Consider the following 15,024-nt stretch of genomic DNA (forward strand, 5'->3'; position numbering starts at 1 on the left):
AATTCGCGTGCTGTATCCAGAAATTACGCCCCGTCATTCCGGTTGGCTCTCCCGTGATGGTCATGAAATCTATTGGGAAGAAGTTGGTCATCCCGACGGTATCCCGGTTGTCTTCCTGCATGGTGGGCCGGGAGCTGGGATATCGCCCAATAGCCGACGTTTCTTTGACCCGGAAAAGTATCGTGTAATCCTTCTCGATCAGCGTGGTTCTGGTAAATCGCGCCCGTTCGGTAGTCTTGAAAACAACACCACCGATCATTTGATTGCCGACATCGAAGCTCTGCGTACTGAGCGCGGTATTGATAAGTGGCTGGTATTTGGTGGGTCTTGGGGATCGACGCTGGCACTTGCTTATGGTCAGGCATGTTCAGATCGGGTTTTGGGTTTCATCCTGCGCGGTATTTTTCTTGGAACCGAGCGCGAAATTGCCTGGTTCATGGATGGCATGGGGCGTTTCTTCCCTGAAGTCGAGCGTACTTTCCTTGATGCTGCAGGATATGAAAAACATCCGGGTTGGCAGGCGCTTCTTGATCGATATGCAACGATCTTTTCCGGTGCCGAGGGCGAGGATAAGGCAATTGATGCAGCACGCGTCTGGTCGGCGTATGAAGCCACCTGCTGCACGCTACTTCCTGATGATGGTTTGGTTGAAGACTTCGAAGGGGATCAGATCGCCTTGGCGCTGGCCAAACTTGAGCATCATTATTTTGTGCATCGGTGCTTCTTTACGCCTAACCAATTGATCGAGAATGTTGGGAAGATTTCTAATCTTCCTTTGGTCATCGTGCAGGGGCGTTACGACGTCGTATGCCCGCCGGTATCGGCCGTTGCATTGCATGAGGCTTGGGTTGGGGCAGAGCTCGTAATTGTTGATGACGCAGGCCACGCCGCGAGTGAACCGGGCATCATTCGCGAGCTTGTCCGGGCGACTGACCGATTTAACGGCCATGGCTTTGTGTAAAAAACTTAAAAACACACACCAAAGTGTAGTTGAGTTTCATATGCCTATGGGTAGTATAGCGCACCGATTGATCTAGTGGGGACTTGATTAATGAAGTTGGCTCTGGGGAAACTGCTCGCAGTTTTTGTATTTTTTGGACTTCTCAATACTGCGCATGCGCAGGAAATTCTTGGAAATGATAAAGACTCTGGCTTGCTGGAATTCTCAACCGGTATGGTTGATATCACGCAAGACGAAGAAGCAGCCGAGTTCCGCCTGAACTATCGTGCACAACACGCGATGTATGACGTAGCCCGACCGATTGGCGGTGTAATGGTGACGTCAGAAGGTGCTGTTCATGGCTATGGCGGTCTTGCTGTTGATGTTCTTTGGGGCGATCATTTCGTTTCAAGCGTTTATACCTCTGTTGGTGCATATCATCAGGGTAACGGCGAAGACCTTGGCCACTGGATCGAATTCCGCTCCGGTCTTGAGCTGGGCTTCCGTTTTGACAGCCATGAACGTCTCAGCCTTGGCATTGCGCACATTTCCAATGCAAGCATCGGTGATGAGAACCCGGGTACCGAGATCCTGTCTCTGACCTATTCCTTCCCGATTGAACGCATTTTTGACTAATAGGCATTGCCAAGTGCTCGTTAGAGAATGGAAACCGTCAGCCAAGGCTGGCGGTTTTTCTTTTGCTTAGGTGAGATAGGCGAAGGTCCCATGAGGCGCGAAGGCTCTTGGATTGATCCTCGACGCAATTACTGCTAATTGAACCCTGCTTTTGCATGTGTGCGCCCGTAGCTCAGCAGGATAGAGCACCAGATTCCTAATCTGGGGGCCACAGGTTCGAATCCTGTCGGGCGCGCCATAAAAACAAGGGGTTAGAGAATTTCTCTAACCCCTTGTTTTTGTCTAGGTAGCAAATAGGTAGCATCTTTATTGAGATTATGCGGCTGTTTTCCTGAGTGCGGCATCCCCTGAAAATCCTTGCGTTTCCAGTATCTCGGTCGGCGTCAAAGACCGCAGTGTCTTGCTTTCGGGGCTGTCGCATACCTGTCCGAAATTCTTTTCTTCGTACTTTTTGAGGTCTTCGAGGCGGTACCGGACCTTGCCCATGATCCGGATCACTGCTTCTTGCGGACCTTCCCCGTTTGACCGCCAGCATGCCAAGGTTTTGACGGATATCGGGTTGCCGCCAGATCCGGTGATGCCGACTGCGGCCCAGCGATCTGCTACCTGTTTGGCCGTGAGAAATAGAAGGTTGCTCATGCTGATTTCTCCATTGCTGGTGAGAGAAGGGCGGTCTGCGGGACATTGGCGCGAACCAAGGCTGCAGCGACCGGCGGGCAGACTGCGTTGCCGCATTTGGCAACCTGCTGGTGCTTGGTGAGGGTGAAGCCGTCGCTTTCGCGATCGCCGATCTTGTAGTCAGGCGGAAAGCCCATCGCGGCGAAGAGTTCGCGCGGGGTGAGCATCCGCATGCCGATATCAACGATCTGATACAGAATGCCTTTGATGACGATCAGCCCGAAGCGATCGCGGCTGGTGACCGTATCAAGCGGCTCGTGCATATCCTGTCCGACGGCGGTGCCATAGTATTTCATCAAGAATGCGCGACACTCGGCCAAGTGGGTTCCGCCTGCTGTGATGGTCGGGGTTGGTTCGTCTGTTGCTTGCCCGTGTTTGCATGTGCCGCGCATCTTGGTCAGGAACGACGCGCAAAGAGCGGTTTTGCCGCCTCCACCTGCTGTGATGGTGCCAACGGGTTCGTCAATATCGCCGCCGTCGCTATTGCCAAACTGGCGGTCAAGGTGGGCGACTACCACGCCTTGTTGCGATCCGGTCTGGGTAATTGTCGAAACCGGATCTTCGATCGATCGGGAATTTGCCGACGTGTTGTTGTGCTGCGCCATGAAAGCGGCCTGCAGGTCGTCGTCGGTTGGTTCGATTTTGGCTGTGGTGACGGCGAATCCGCCACCCTTCGGATGGGCGGTGATGGTGCGCAACGGTTCGTCTGCCGGCATGGTGCCGTTGGGCTTGGATGAATGCTGGACGTGCTGGACATACGGCATGACCAGCCCCGTCGCGTCATAGGCCGATGTGATGGTTTTCATCGGATCATGAAGATCCTGCCCGCGAAAGTTCTCGCCGGCATGGTTCACTGTGACAATGAACGGTTTCTTTGCCCTGAAAACAAACTTCACCATGCCGCGATAAATGCGGCTGAGCGTGTTTTCCTTGAGCGGGCGCTTGACGCGAAGGCCAAGGGCGCGCGCCTCGTCCTGATCGAGGAAAATGGACGGGCAGGGCAGTGACCAGTCGATGATATCGGCGGCAACCCCCCAAGGCTTGAGGCGTTTCTTTTTGACCTCTTCCGACTTCGGGTCGCCATGCGTTGCTTCTGGCCAGACGATATCCTTCCCGTCCCGTCGCGCGATCACATAAAGCCGTTTACGGATGGTGGGTGTGCCAAACATACAAGCCCGGATCTGGCGAAACTCGACGACATAGCCGAGAGCTTCAAGGTGGCTAATCCAAAGATCGAACGTCTCGCCTTTGCGCTTTTTGCAGGGCTTCCCGTCCTTGGTCAGCGGTCCCCAATCTTCGAACTCTTCGACGTTTTCAAGCATGATGACCGTCGGTTTAACGGCGGATGCCCATCGCAGCACGACCCATGCCAGTCCCCGGATCTTCTTTGATCTGGGTTTGCCGCCTTTGGCCTTGGAATGGTGTGTGCAATCCGGGCTAAACCAAGCCAGGTCAACTCGACGGCCTTTGCAGACCTTAACCGGATCTACCTCGAACACGTCCTCGCAAAGATGGCGGGTGTGCGGGTGATTGGCTTCGTGCATTTTGATGGCTTCGCGGTCGTGGTTGATCGCGATGCTCACGGGGCGATTGAGCGCCATTTCGATGCCGGTCGATGCGCCGCCGCCGCCAGCGAAGTTATCGATGATCAGTCCTGCATCAAGTCCCCATTGTTGGGCGTGAATGAAGCTCATGCTGCGTCTCCCGGCCATGCGTTGTGTTCGGTCCCGTCAAGGGTGCGACCATTTTTGGCTTTGCTGGCTCTTTCCATGAAAACGACCCGCTCGCCGTGGAAGCCTTGACCGCCTTCAAGGTTTACAAACCGTTGGTGGTTGCCTTCTGCTTTGGGGATATTGCGCCAGTCAGGGTCGTCGCGGTCGCGGTCATAGGTGGTTTTCCATGCTCCCCATTGTTTGAAGAAAAACGGGGTTCCATTTTTTGCGCACTGGTCGCGCAATCCGCGCGCCCAATCCGGGTGCATCGGGTTCGCGCTGTTGCCGCTCTCGCCGCCGCAGATCACCCAATTGACGATGTTGGCCGGTTTTGCCTTTCGTATGTCGCCATCCCATGCGGGCGTTATGAAGGATTCGATGTTGATCGGGCCAAGCAGCGGCTCGGCACTTACAAACCGTTTCTCGGCAGGCGTGCCAAGCAACAGCGGAATCCGTTCGTCTGCCGTTGCTTGGTCTTCAATGCTGACGCCAATCCAAACGTTCGAAAGCGGCCATATGCCGTCCTGATTCGGGCATTCATAGCAGGTCGCGCGCGGGTATATCTGGCGCATGATTTCCCCGATCTTTTCCTGCGTTTCTGCTGACTGCAGGAATGCCTTTGCGCGCTCGGGCCGCTTGGTCAGAACGATGAATGTGTCGGGTTTCTGCAGTGCCATCACGGCAAACACCTTGCAGATCATTTCATCGGTGTAATGCCGCAAGAATAGGTCGGTTTGGCTGCAGACAAATGCGGTCCGGCGCTTGCGCCATTTCAGGGGGTCGCGAAGGGTTTTCTCGTCGAGAAACGCTTCAACCTGATCTGCATCCTGCGCAGCATACCGCACAGGGTTTTTGAACCGTTTTTGAAAGGTCTCAGCGTAGCAGTTTTTGCAGCCTGCTGAGACCTTCTCGCAGAAATGCCCGACACCGCCGGTTTTTTTGTTGCGAGCGCGGAGGGGGTTCCATGTGGTCCCGACCGTTCCCGGGCGGTGTGTCCATTCGATCTTGGTCATGCGGCTTTCTCCAGAGGCTGGATCTGGTCGAGGTTGATCTTTGGGGTGAAGAGGCCGAGCGCGCCTTTGCAGGTGATGGGCGTGATCAGGCGTTTGTTTGCCATCACAAACCCGTAAGGCCCAAAGAACCACTGGCTGTCCATTTCGGTCACGCAGTCGGTGATCTCGACAATGCCAACAATCGCCCCGAACGGCGCGTGTGGATGGTCGATCAGAAATCTGCGCTTTTCGGCGGCTTTCCCGTCAAACGCTGAGCTGGCATGGATAAGGACGTCGCCGCGATAGTCCGTGGGCCATTTCCGGTTTTCGACGTCCTTGCCGTCTTGAAAGATGTGTTGGACCCACGGTTGGCGAATTGATAGCGCTTTCATTATGCCGCCTCACTGTTCTGGGTTTCGCCTGCGGTGATTGCCTCGACGTGTAGCGGGGTGAGCTTGAGGCATCGGTTTGCCGCGTTCGCTATCCGCTGCGCTTCGGTCCGGGTTTGCCTCGGGTTGATCAGTGGGCTCGCTGTGTCAATCCCGCCTTCGGGGCTGTGGGTGTAAAGTATCGGCCATGATCCGTCCGGAGACTGACAGTCTGCAGTGAACGCAATTTTGAACTCTTTGGCGTCTTGCAAACGATGGGCAAACAGAAGCTCGCTGCCCCAGATCTCGTTTGCGAGCCGTTCAAGCGGTTTGCGGTACCGGTCGGGATTGATACCCGTTTCCGGGCGTGCAACCCGGGCAGTGTGGTAAAGATCGCTTGCGATCGTGACCAGAAACCGGACAAGGCGTGAGGATTGTTCGCCGTCATCGGCAATGGTGACCTTTGTGGCCAGCTTGCAGAACGTTTCGAGCTGATCAAGAAAGCCAGGTCCCGGTTCGTGGCTGGCAAGGTCGGCTGCGTCGAGCGCGTCATAGAGTGCCGCGACCGGATCGGTCTTGATCAAGCGTTCGGCGGCAAGGATCTTGAAATCATCGGCGATCGTGGTGCCTTCGAACTCGGCAACGGTGCGCTTGGCGTCCTCATAGGCAAGAGCCTTGGTCTCAAAGATATCGGGCATGGTTCTGTTTCCTTTCGTTCTCGTCGCGAAGGACGGCGGCACTGGCGGATTTGGGGTTGAGGGATGCCGGTTGGGGGAAACCGGCGTGCCGCCGTCCTGCGGAACGAGGCGGCGCTAAGCCGCGTCGTCTTGGTTGGTTGCTCGACGTTCAATGCGATCGATAAAATCGTCGCGCGTGACGCCAGAGTTGGGGAAGCGTTCGCGATAGGCGTCGAGGCTTTCGAATGCTTCCCGCATCGCGCTTGCTGCTTTGATCTCGGCCATAAGCAGGATCTCGTCGCCGCGCATGTGTTTGGTTTGATCGGTCATGCCGCAAGAACATCGTTTAGGGTTGGCAGCATCACCTGCAGGCGGTTGGCAAACAGGTGTTGCGCATCCGTTGCGGACATCGGTTTAATGGTGAGCGTGATCGGTTGGATCGATGGGTCGCCAACCTGCTCGGGCAGGTTGTCCCGGCTTTCGGTCGCCAGTGAAACCAGATCGAAGCGTTTGATCTCGGCAGCGATTTTGGGCGGCACTGGCCATTCCAGACCGGCGGCGGCGTGAATGGCGGCGTCAACCCGCTCCTCGATGATCTCGCGCCCCATTTTGAGGTTGGGAAACGACTTCTTGAGCATGTCGCGGATTGCAGGCGGAAACTGCTCGAAAAACGCGATTTCCTCGGCTTCCTGCTTGGGGGTGCTGTCGTCGCCTTTGATGTATTCCTTGGCGTCATGGATAAGTGCGTGTGGCTTGGCGAAGTCAGCGACCAGATCGCAGACAATGACGGAATGCTGCGCGACCGGAATGGTCGTGTGTCCGGTAAACCGGTTGATGTTGGCAAGCGAAAAGCAAACGTCCGGCCAATAGATGTCTTCCGGGCGCGGTGCCAGAAGGTCGATTTTGCGGCCATGTACGGTTAGGACAAGGGTGTTCATGATCGGTCCTTTCGGGTGTCCCGGCGGCGCGGTGCCGCCGGGGAATATTGACCTGGCTTACTCGGGGTAGCCGATAAACAGGGGAAGCTCGGTTTCGGCTTTGACCTTCGCGCAGCCTTCCTCGAAGGCGTGGTTCACGATCAGCTCGGTCCGGTGTAGTAGGAACTTCCAAACAAGATTTGCGCCGTCCTTGCGGAAGCGCAGGCGTACCGGGATCAGGTAGTTGGCGCCGTTCTTGAAAACCGGGATGTTGATCAGGAAAAGGTCCGGCACCTTGAGCTTGCCGCCTTGCTCGTCCCGGTGTTCGTTGCTGAACGTGATAGCAAGTTCGCCGGTCGCGAGCTTCTGGCGGGATTCGAATTTTTCCTCGGTCCGGATGATCAGCCCCCGGGAAAGCTCAAGGATGCCGCTCGGCCCGGTGAACTTGCTTTCAAGCGTCGAAACCAGATTAAGCAGATGCTTGTCGAACTCCGTCATGTCCGGTTTGCTGTCAAAGGCGGGTGGTGCCGCGACATCGATAATGTGTTCTTCGAGGAACTCGGCAAACTGGTTCTGATCAAGCCATTTGTCGTTCATCGACATCCAAGCTTTCCACTCATCGGAGACCGGGAAGCGGTAAATGCATTTGTGGTCCATAAAGCGCGGGATGCCGTCCTTGTTTTCGGACGGATCGTGGTAGTCAAACACGGTGGTTAGTGACAGATCGGCGCTTTCCGCGTTGCAGGTACCGAAAACAGCGCTGAAATCGCTTTTGAAGCGGTTGGTCATGGCGACAAAGCTGTCGAGATCCTGCATCGCGCTTGTGCCTTTGCGGCGCTTCGGGTGTTCGCGGGTCTCGTCGATAAAATGCTGGATGCTGGCTGCGTTGCGGCCATCCGGCAGGATCAGAATCGGGACGTTGTGTCCGTCGTGTTCAAGGTTGACGACCTTGTGTTCGCCAAACTTGGCGGTCAGCTTGTGCGCCGCCTCGGTTTCGGTCTGGAAAAGTGGTTTTGCATCGGTGGTCATCGTGATGTTCCGTTGTCTCGGGTTGGATGGTTGCGCCTAGACGGCGCGGGTTTCTGCCTCTTCGGCGTTCACGTCGGTGAACATGTCGCGCTGTCGTGGGTTCTGGCGGCATAGGTTGCCTTTGTCGTCGGCCCAAAGGATCGACTGGCTGCGCGGCGCAACCGGCAGGCTGGTACTGGTGGTGGTGCTGATCGTGATGACGCCGCTCTTGAGTTGGAACTTTAATGACAGGTCCAGCTTCCCTTTAGGGGAGCCGCCATGGTTCATGACGTGGTTCTGCAGGGCCTTGGTGATCGCCGTGATTTCGTCGGTCAGGTCGCTGTGAAACTGTCCTTCTTCAAGCGATTGAATGAGCGTGCCAAAGCTTTTGAGTTCGCCGTTGCTGTTCGACATTGGAATGCCTCCTATCGGGTGTTGTGATCAGGCCGCAGCCGGCGGGAATCCGTCGGGCTCGGTTGGCGGTTCGATCATTTCGGTGTTGGGTGGGGTGAAGATCGCGTGGGTGCGGATCTCATTGCGCGCGATCCAGATCTTCTGACCGGATTTCGGGTGGCGGGTGTTGTCCTCGACCTTGATCATGATCTGGTTGTTGGGCAGGGCGACAATCACGGTGCCAGCCCCCATCTTGCCCTCGGTCATGAAAATCAGGCTCGACCCGGGTGCGGGCAAAAGGGCCAGGTTGGCAGCATGCTGCTGCATGCGGACAATGTTGGTCGGGCTCGGGAAAGGGGTGATGGATGCGGTCATTGTGCGGTCTCCTCGCGGTTGGCGCTTTCTGCCTGCGCGATGGTTGCGTGGTAGGTCGCGGTGAAGTTCGAGATCGCGCGTTCGGTTTTCCCCGACAGGCGCATGTTTCCCTCGATGTGGTTCACGAGGAATTTCAATTGCGCGAGTAGGGAGGGGGCTGCTGAAATCAGACGAGCAAGGTCCTCGGCGTCGTCACGGTCATTGTCGACGGTCACGATCGTGTTGATCAATTTCTGTTCATCGAGTTCCGTCGGGCCGATGATCCAGTATTTGACAACGCCGTCGGTTTTCTGACCCCAATCGTAGTCCCAAGGGGTTTGAGTGGCCTTGCGTTGCTTTTCTATGGTGGAGGTCATTGTGCGGTCTCCTTGGCTTTGGTCAGCGCTTCGCGGAATCTGCGCATGGCGGTTTTTGCGGTCGGGTTTTCGACCGTGATGCATCCGAAAGCGTCGTAATGGTGAAGGACGTCGGTCGCGGCGGTCGCTATGGCTTCAAGATGCGATGCGGCCTGTTCGAGTTGTGCGATGCGCGCCGCCTTGGCTTCGTTCTGGCGTGACAGCCAGCGAATGCGTTCCTTTGCGGCATCAATCAGTCCGATGCTGCTCAAACTTGTCCGGTGGTCGCAGAGGTAAACTGCGTTCGCGAGTTCATCATCCGTGAAGTCGCCATACGTTAGTTCGCCCCTCTTGCAGTCGTACTTTCCTGCGTGCGGATCTTGATCGCCTTGTTCTCGCCAATGCGCTGCCGGGGTTTCGGTTTTAGTCGTCATGCCGCAACCCTCCGCTCGGTCATCTTGGCGCGAGCGACGCGGAGCTTTTCGCGGCTGGCGGCGATCGCGGTTTCGAGTTTCTCGGCGGTGTTTTCGTCGAGCTGCAGCGAGATATCGCCAAAGCGGGCGGAGATAAGGCCGCTCATGCCGTTGGCGCCGTGACTAAGCGTTTCGGTCACGGTCATTTCGCTGTCGGTGTGGATGCAAATCATCATGGACATATCAGCGGCCTCCCTTGGTGCGGGTGGGCGCGGGATCGTCCCAGATCGCACGCAGGAAGTCGTCGATATGGTCGCGCCAGCGGCGCAAGGTGTGACGGGTGATGGCCATATCAAAAGCCCCCGTCGTCACTGCGACGGACAAGCCGCGTGACAGAGGTCCGCGCAGGGCGCGGGCGGAGGATGATGTTTGATGATGGCATGACGCTGTGCGCGCTGATCAGGATCAGCAGCAGGGCCATGATGATCATCCAACCCGGAAAATGCGGATGGCCAAAATCGGCGATCAGATCGGTCGGGTCGGGTGCGGTCGCCGTTAAGGCGTCAAAAGTCGGATTTGAGAGAGACATGGGCGCGTTCTCCTGTGTCTGGGTAACGCGCCCATTTTCGGGATTAAATCCGATTAGTCAACATAAAATCGGGATTTAACGGGATAAGTGCCGGTATTTGAATTCCGGTGATTAATGATTATTGTTATTTTTCAAAGGAGTAGTCGATTACGGAAATATCCGAAATTTTTGTAATCCCGACCATTTCCGTCTCAATCGGGTTGTATTGTTTTAGTTTGATCGTGTCCCGTTCGATGGAAGCCACTTCACGTATTGTTTTTGTGCCATTGGTATATGTAATAAGCACTCTGCTCCCTATCTTGGGGCGGCGTGATTTGGTGGTTACAACATAAGACCCCACATCATAACGTGGATGCATGGTGTCGTCGGTGATCAAGACTGGTCTGTCAAACGGGATAAGCTGGTTCATGGTTGTCTGCATACCTTGCATTTAAGCAGCCGAGTTCGCGGACGCGCGACAGGGCCGGCGAGTTGGATCGGTGAACTCAATGGTTGCATGGCTGCGGTTTTGCAGACGGGCCATGTTAGCAGCAGGTGGTTAGCGCCACCTGTTGCCCCTGCCTGAATGCTAAGTAATTGAAAATCTGTGTCTACTGGCTGTTAGAGCAGGGTGGGATAGGTTTCCTATCCCACCCCTTCAGGTAGTATTCTGTGATAACTGCTTAAACTTCCAGTGCGCCAACAATCCGGTGGATCTTCTTGACCTGGCTTTCTGGATACTCCTTAAAGTCGTGGCCCTCGGCGACGTTAAGGTATTGCAGGGTAATGTTTCCTTCGCCGTCTAGGGCTGCGACGCGCCCGATCCGCGCGGTGCCATCGGTAAACTCGACCAGTGCGCTGTTGCCTTGTCGGACAGGCTGGGTCGGGTTGATGTAAACAATGTCGCCCTTGCTGTAGCGCAGCTCCATCGTGTCATCCATGACATAGGCGGCAAAAGCATCAAGGACGTCTACCAGCGGGTCAATGCGCAGCACGTGCTTGCACGGGTTCCCGAAGAACAGGCCGTATTTGCCATCTGGTCCGGTGTATCCGATTACCGGGACTTTTGCGCTTGCCGAGTTGGTTGGTTCGCTGGTGTGGGTGGTTGCCTCTGTAGGGCTCGGGGGTTCTTCGCCGAGCATTTCTTCGACTGAGGTTCCTGCGATGCTGGCGAGTTTTTCAAGTGTGTCGTAGCGAGGTGTTGTCTTTGTTGTGCCCTTTAGGATCTTTCGCAGAGTGCTTTCGTCAACTCCCGCGTCCGTTGCCCACTTCGTTTGTTGTAGCTTGTGCTTCCTTTGGAAAGTCAACAGCGCCTGACGGATCTCTTCGGTGGTTCTCTGTTTCATAACGGTTCCGTTTAATTCTGGGGCGTGGATATGTTACCGGATCGTCGGAAGGGTTTCCGTCGGCGCAATTCCCGAAATATCCGTTGACATCGGAATTAATTCCGGTAATGCTTTCCCGTATGAACACGATAAAGGACGTCATAGCCCGCATTCGGGGGTTCGCCACGGTCGAACGCATTTCCAAAAGCGCTCTGGCTGGTTTGGCCGGTTTGGATGACACAACGCTCAAGCATTTTTGGGATGATTGCTGGAATCCTACTGTCCGCACCATCCGCGCTTTGGAGAAAGTTGTTCCGGCGGATTTCCAAGTTCCGGCTAATGATCAAGGTCCGGATCGGGAAGAGGCGGCTTGAACGCGCCGTTACCGTCTTTCTTCCATCCGGCGCGTCGCAGGGTGTTTTCCGCGTGTTTACGGTCTTTTGGGTCATTGCTTTGCTGCAGGACCTCAAGGGCTTCGCGGAAATCCTCGGTGGCACTGATCAGCGCGTCTCGTCTTTCTGATTTCGTGGTCATGTTTGTTGCTCCGTTGCTGTCCTTTGTTATGGGGTCTCCCCTGATAGGCGGCAACTCCCAAATGGGGAGGGTTTGATAGCCGTGTCTTATCAACGATCAGAAAACAGTTTCGCCGATGCGACCACCAAGGCCATGCATGCCGTGGGTGGCGAGGTGCTTGCCGGTGCCTGCGGGGTTTCATATTCCCGCCTGCGTCAATGCGCCAATCCGATGCGCGGTGATGTGATCAACATGCAGGCTGCGGTTGATGCAGATATCGCCGCCGCGCGTGCCGGGGCCGGTTGTCCGCATTTTGAAAGCTATGCCGCACAGCTTCACAAGGCCGGGGTTCTTGGTGGGTTTGACGCCGAACGTGCCGGCATGCGCGCCCTGATCCGATCGATCGCCAGCCTGCTTCGTGAGGCGGCAGACCGGATGACGGCAGCACTTGAACCGCAACCGCGTCTTTACGGGGTGGCAGCATGACTTACCTTTCCGATCGCCATCGTTGCGAGTTCGCCATTCCTGCCGTTTTGATGCAGCGGGTCGCGGGCGTGATATTGGAGCCAGGTCAGAAAGAGGGCCATGCCGAAGTGCTTGAATGCCTCGATCGGGCTTGTGATGAACCGTTTTCGGATCTGCCCAAGGCAAAGGCTGATAAACTGCGCAACCGCGTGATGGCCCTGCAGGGCGAGCTGCTTCGCGAATATGAAGATCGCCCCGTGATCACGGTTTTCCTGATGGTGGTGATCTGGCTGCGCGACGCGCTTGATGACGGCACGCTGACCCTGATCGAAGGGTCTGACTTTGATCAGGCCGCAACCTGCCTGATTGATCGGATCTCGGAATATGATGATCTGGTCGATGGTGCCTATAACTCGGGACGCAAGAACGCGACCAAGCTGGCGCAAAAACTTGAAATGCGTGGCTACTACCAAGGGCGCGCTGCGCGGAAGGTGGCGGCATGAAGGTGATCGAAGCAATCGCACGGCACTTGGTCGATCTTGATCTTATGTCCCGCTCTTTCGGGCGTGGTAGCACCGCCTTTCCAGAGATTGCGAAGGAAGTTTTTTGGCCGACAAAAGAGCTTGAGGCTTCCCGGGTGCTTCGGTCATTCGGTCTTTTGACCGGGGTTGGCCCGCTTATGATCGGGTCGTTGTGGCGGCACGTTAAATCGGGTGGCGAATATCAGGTCATCGGTGCCTGCCGGATCGAGGCGACAAACACCCCGGCGTATCTTTACCGGTCAACTGAGACGGGCCAAGTCTGGTGTCGTCCGCTTGATGAGTTTCACGACGGTCGTTTCGAGCGCATCCCGAATGTAGATTCCGGTGGCTCAAAATGACCAACCGCATCCCGATCCCGCAATCAGTCATCGACGATGTAAACGCGCGAATCGATCTGGTCGAGCTGGTCGAAAATTCCGGCGTCAAGCTCGTGAAGTCAGGCCGCGAATGGATGGGGCTTTGTCCTTTTCATTCCGAACGCACGCCATCCTTCACGGTTCGCCCGGACAAGGGGTTTGCGCATTGCTTTGGCTGCGGCGCGCATGAAAGGCCGATCGGCTATCAGATGCGTGTCTATGGCCAGACATTTATCGAGGCGCTCAAGGATCTGGCGTGGAAGGCCGGTATTGACCTGACCGAATATGTCGGGCGGGCCGAAAAGCCTGCGCATAAGCCCAAGCCCAAGATCGCCAGCCGAGCCGATGAAAAGGACCGCGTGTCCGAAACTGAAAAGCGGCGCAAACGCGGTCATGCACTTTGGTTGCGTGGCCTACCGATCGCGGATACCGAGGCCGAGGAATATCTTGCGAATTATCGCGGGATCGATCGCGATCTTTTCCTGCATAGCGGGGTGCATCGGTTCGTGCCGGATTATGAGTTCTGGTACCGCGCCCGTGATGCCAAGAAATCCGAGGCGATCTGGACCGGTCCGGCGTTGCTGAGCGTGATGCAATATATCGATGATCGCTTTGCCGCCTGTCATGTGACCTGCATCGATCTTGATCAGCCAAAGGGGCGGCTCAAGCTTGTAGCGCCCGATGACGGGCGGGACCTCAACACGAAGCGCGTGATGGGCGACCCGTCCAAGGCCGCGATCCGCCTCGGCAAACCTGCCTTCAAGATGGTCGGCGGGGAGGGGTTGGAAACGACCTATTCCGGCATGATGGTTTCCGGCCTTTCTGGCTGGTGTTCCTACTCGCTTGATAACCTTGTCGGTGCCTGTCTGATGGACGCCAAAGGGGAATATCATCCGTTTGATGGCCGCAAAAAGCTGCCCTCGGTGGTGCCGGATATGGCCCGCCCGGGGATGATCTGGCCGCGCGAATGCCATGAGCGGATCTTTCTGGGCGATGGCGACACCAAAGACATTCACATGCTCAAGGCGAAGCTTGAGCGCGGGTGCCGCCGCGCAGCGGTCGAGGGCCGCGTCGGGCGCATCGCCATGTCGAGGCCAGGTACCGACTTCAACTCGATGATTTTGGGGGCGGCGTGATGGCGACAAACCGCAAGGTCAATAAAGGCGCGATGATGGTTGGTGGTCAGTCTGGGCCAGTTGAATGGGATCGACCGGATCACGAATTTTACCCGACGCCGCCAGAAACAACCGAGGCGCTGATCCGCGCCATGCCGCATCTTGCGGGGCAGAAAATATGGGAATGTGCCTGCGGCGATGGCCGATTGGCCCGGGTGCTAGAGCATCACGGGTGCGAGGTCATCGGCACCGATTTGATTGATCGCGGCTATGGCCAAGGCGGGGTGGATTTTTTGGCCACACACCGTCGCCGCGCTTCGAAGGTTATCACCAACCCACCTTTCACGCTGGCACAGGCGTTCATTGAGCATGCCATGCGTCTGCATCTGGAAGAGGTCTGGGTGCTGCTGAAAACCAACTATTACCAAGCTGCGAGACGCACCGGTTTCAAGCAGCGCATTCGTCCGAAATACAAGCTCGAACTGTCATGGCGCATCGATAGTCTTGGCCTTGGAAACGGCGCGCTCGATTGCGCATGGTTCGGGTTCGAGCGCGATTTCAATGGCCGCACGATCTGGGACACGCTGTCCAAGCCCAAGATGGATAACCTTGACTTGTTTGTGCCTGAGCGCGTGGCGCCAACCGATCGGTCAACGCTGACCGTCGTTGCTGAAAATCAGGGGGTGCTGCTTTGAT

At 56.3% G+C, this 15,024-nt stretch carries 24 protein-coding genes and 1 tRNA gene; 8 read left to right on the plus strand and 17 right to left on the minus strand.

Annotation, left to right across the window (positions count from 1 at the left end; translation table 11 throughout):
• Window positions 1-7 precede the first annotated feature (7 nt).
• The 3 genes from pip (at window position 8) to ACMZ66_RS12940 (ending at window position 1,814) form a co-directional block, all read left to right on the plus strand.
• Window positions 8-961: a prolyl aminopeptidase gene (gene pip / locus ACMZ66_RS12930; RefSeq protein WP_416937617.1), complete on the plus strand. Its 954-nt coding sequence runs from the start codon at window positions 8-10 to the stop codon at window positions 959-961.
• A gap of 90 nt (window positions 962-1,051) precedes the next feature.
• Window positions 1,052-1,576 (plus strand): acyloxyacyl hydrolase, encoded by a 525-nt coding sequence (locus ACMZ66_RS12935; protein WP_416937618.1) that lies wholly within the window; start codon window positions 1,052-1,054, stop codon window positions 1,574-1,576.
• A 161-nt stretch (window positions 1,577-1,737) separates the two neighbouring features.
• A tRNA-Arg gene (locus tag ACMZ66_RS12940) sits at window positions 1,738-1,814 on the plus strand.
• A gap of 77 nt (window positions 1,815-1,891) precedes the next feature.
• Here ACMZ66_RS12940 and ACMZ66_RS12945 read toward each other — a convergent pair.
• The 17 genes from ACMZ66_RS12945 to ACMZ66_RS13025 form a co-directional block, all read right to left on the minus strand.
• A complete protein-coding gene (locus ACMZ66_RS12945) occupies window positions 1,892-2,215 on the minus strand; it encodes a helix-turn-helix domain-containing protein (protein ID WP_416937619.1) in 324 nt (107 codons plus the stop codon).
• On the minus strand, window positions 2,212-3,948 hold the full coding sequence (locus ACMZ66_RS12950; RefSeq protein WP_416937620.1) for a DNA cytosine methyltransferase: 1,737 nt from the start codon (window positions 3,946-3,948) through the stop codon (window positions 2,212-2,214). Before ACMZ66_RS12950 ends, ACMZ66_RS12945 begins: the two co-directional genes overlap by 4 nt.
• A complete protein-coding gene (locus ACMZ66_RS12955; protein ID WP_416937621.1) occupies window positions 3,945-4,979 on the minus strand; it encodes a phage Gp37/Gp68 family protein in 1,035 nt (344 codons plus the stop codon). Before ACMZ66_RS12955 ends, ACMZ66_RS12950 begins: the two co-directional genes overlap by 4 nt.
• Complete coding sequence (locus tag ACMZ66_RS12960; protein ID WP_416937622.1) at window positions 4,976-5,350, minus strand: ASCH domain-containing protein; 375 nt, start codon at window positions 5,348-5,350, stop codon at window positions 4,976-4,978. Before ACMZ66_RS12960 ends, ACMZ66_RS12955 begins: the two co-directional genes overlap by 4 nt.
• Window positions 5,350-6,024, minus strand: coding sequence for a hypothetical protein (locus tag ACMZ66_RS12965; protein WP_416937623.1), 675 nt, complete (start codon window positions 6,022-6,024; stop codon window positions 5,350-5,352). The genes ACMZ66_RS12960 and ACMZ66_RS12965 overlap by 1 nt, the downstream gene beginning before the upstream one ends.
• Window positions 6,025-6,138: 114 nt before the next feature.
• Window positions 6,139-6,333, minus strand: coding sequence for a hypothetical protein (locus tag ACMZ66_RS12970; RefSeq protein WP_416937624.1), 195 nt, complete (start codon window positions 6,331-6,333; stop codon window positions 6,139-6,141).
• Entirely contained in the window at window positions 6,330-6,941 is a 612-nt protein-coding gene (locus ACMZ66_RS12975) for a hypothetical protein (RefSeq protein ID WP_416937625.1), read from the minus strand. Before ACMZ66_RS12975 ends, ACMZ66_RS12970 begins: the two co-directional genes overlap by 4 nt.
• Before the next feature lie 57 nt (window positions 6,942-6,998).
• Window positions 6,999-7,949 (minus strand): DUF2303 family protein, encoded by a 951-nt coding sequence (locus ACMZ66_RS12980; RefSeq protein ID WP_416937626.1) that lies wholly within the window; start codon window positions 7,947-7,949, stop codon window positions 6,999-7,001.
• A gap of 36 nt (window positions 7,950-7,985) precedes the next feature.
• Complete coding sequence (locus tag ACMZ66_RS12985; RefSeq protein WP_416937627.1) at window positions 7,986-8,342, minus strand: hypothetical protein; 357 nt, start codon at window positions 8,340-8,342, stop codon at window positions 7,986-7,988.
• Between the two features lie 27 nt (window positions 8,343-8,369).
• A complete protein-coding gene (locus tag ACMZ66_RS12990; RefSeq protein WP_416937628.1) occupies window positions 8,370-8,696 on the minus strand; it encodes a hypothetical protein in 327 nt (108 codons plus the stop codon).
• The gene (locus ACMZ66_RS12995) at window positions 8,693-9,052 is read right to left on the minus strand and encodes a hypothetical protein (RefSeq protein WP_416937629.1); all 360 of its coding nucleotides are present in this window, start codon (window positions 9,050-9,052) and stop codon (window positions 8,693-8,695) included. Before ACMZ66_RS12995 ends, ACMZ66_RS12990 begins: the two co-directional genes overlap by 4 nt.
• Window positions 9,049-9,303, minus strand: coding sequence for a hypothetical protein (locus ACMZ66_RS13000; RefSeq protein ID WP_416937630.1), 255 nt, complete (start codon window positions 9,301-9,303; stop codon window positions 9,049-9,051). Before ACMZ66_RS13000 ends, ACMZ66_RS12995 begins: the two co-directional genes overlap by 4 nt.
• A gap of 158 nt (window positions 9,304-9,461) precedes the next feature.
• On the minus strand, window positions 9,462-9,686 hold the full coding sequence (locus ACMZ66_RS13005) for a hypothetical protein (RefSeq protein WP_416937631.1): 225 nt from the start codon (window positions 9,684-9,686) through the stop codon (window positions 9,462-9,464).
• Window positions 9,687-9,796: 110 nt separating this feature from the next.
• A complete protein-coding gene (locus ACMZ66_RS13010; RefSeq protein ID WP_416937632.1) occupies window positions 9,797-10,033 on the minus strand; it encodes a hypothetical protein in 237 nt (78 codons plus the stop codon).
• A gap of 124 nt (window positions 10,034-10,157) precedes the next feature.
• Complete coding sequence (locus tag ACMZ66_RS13015; protein ID WP_416937633.1) at window positions 10,158-10,442, minus strand: hypothetical protein; 285 nt, start codon at window positions 10,440-10,442, stop codon at window positions 10,158-10,160.
• A 253-nt stretch (window positions 10,443-10,695) separates the two neighbouring features.
• A complete protein-coding gene (locus ACMZ66_RS13020) occupies window positions 10,696-11,358 on the minus strand; it encodes a helix-turn-helix domain-containing protein (RefSeq protein ID WP_416937634.1) in 663 nt (220 codons plus the stop codon).
• Between the two features lie 315 nt (window positions 11,359-11,673).
• Window positions 11,674-11,871: a hypothetical protein gene (locus ACMZ66_RS13025; protein WP_416937635.1), complete on the minus strand. Its 198-nt coding sequence runs from the start codon at window positions 11,869-11,871 to the stop codon at window positions 11,674-11,676.
• 81 nt (window positions 11,872-11,952) lie between these two features.
• Here ACMZ66_RS13025 and ACMZ66_RS13030 point away from each other — a divergent pair, with 81 nt between their 5' ends.
• Genes ACMZ66_RS13030 through ACMZ66_RS13050 form a run of 5 tightly spaced genes read left to right on the plus strand, consistent with a single transcriptional unit; the run spans window position 11,953 to window position 15,023 of the window.
• The gene (locus ACMZ66_RS13030; protein ID WP_416937636.1) at window positions 11,953-12,336 is read left to right on the plus strand and encodes a hypothetical protein; all 384 of its coding nucleotides are present in this window, start codon (window positions 11,953-11,955) and stop codon (window positions 12,334-12,336) included.
• A complete protein-coding gene (locus tag ACMZ66_RS13035) occupies window positions 12,333-12,818 on the plus strand; it encodes a hypothetical protein (protein ID WP_416937637.1) in 486 nt (161 codons plus the stop codon). The genes ACMZ66_RS13030 and ACMZ66_RS13035 overlap by 4 nt, the downstream gene beginning before the upstream one ends.
• Window positions 12,815-13,195: a DUF1653 domain-containing protein gene (locus ACMZ66_RS13040; RefSeq protein WP_416937638.1), complete on the plus strand. Its 381-nt coding sequence runs from the start codon at window positions 12,815-12,817 to the stop codon at window positions 13,193-13,195. Before ACMZ66_RS13035 ends, ACMZ66_RS13040 begins: the two co-directional genes overlap by 4 nt.
• Window positions 13,192-14,349, plus strand: a complete 1,158-nt coding sequence (locus ACMZ66_RS13045) for a CHC2 zinc finger domain-containing protein (RefSeq protein WP_416937639.1) — start codon at window positions 13,192-13,194, stop codon at window positions 14,347-14,349. Before ACMZ66_RS13040 ends, ACMZ66_RS13045 begins: the two co-directional genes overlap by 4 nt.
• Window positions 14,349-15,023: a hypothetical protein gene (locus ACMZ66_RS13050; protein WP_416937640.1), complete on the plus strand. Its 675-nt coding sequence runs from the start codon at window positions 14,349-14,351 to the stop codon at window positions 15,021-15,023. The genes ACMZ66_RS13045 and ACMZ66_RS13050 overlap by 1 nt, the downstream gene beginning before the upstream one ends.
• The last annotated feature ends 1 nt before the right edge of the window (window position 15,024 follow it).

It is taken from the genome of Thalassospira sp. (assembly GCF_048059015.1).
Lineage (GTDB): Bacteria > Pseudomonadota > Alphaproteobacteria > Rhodospirillales > Thalassospiraceae > Thalassospira.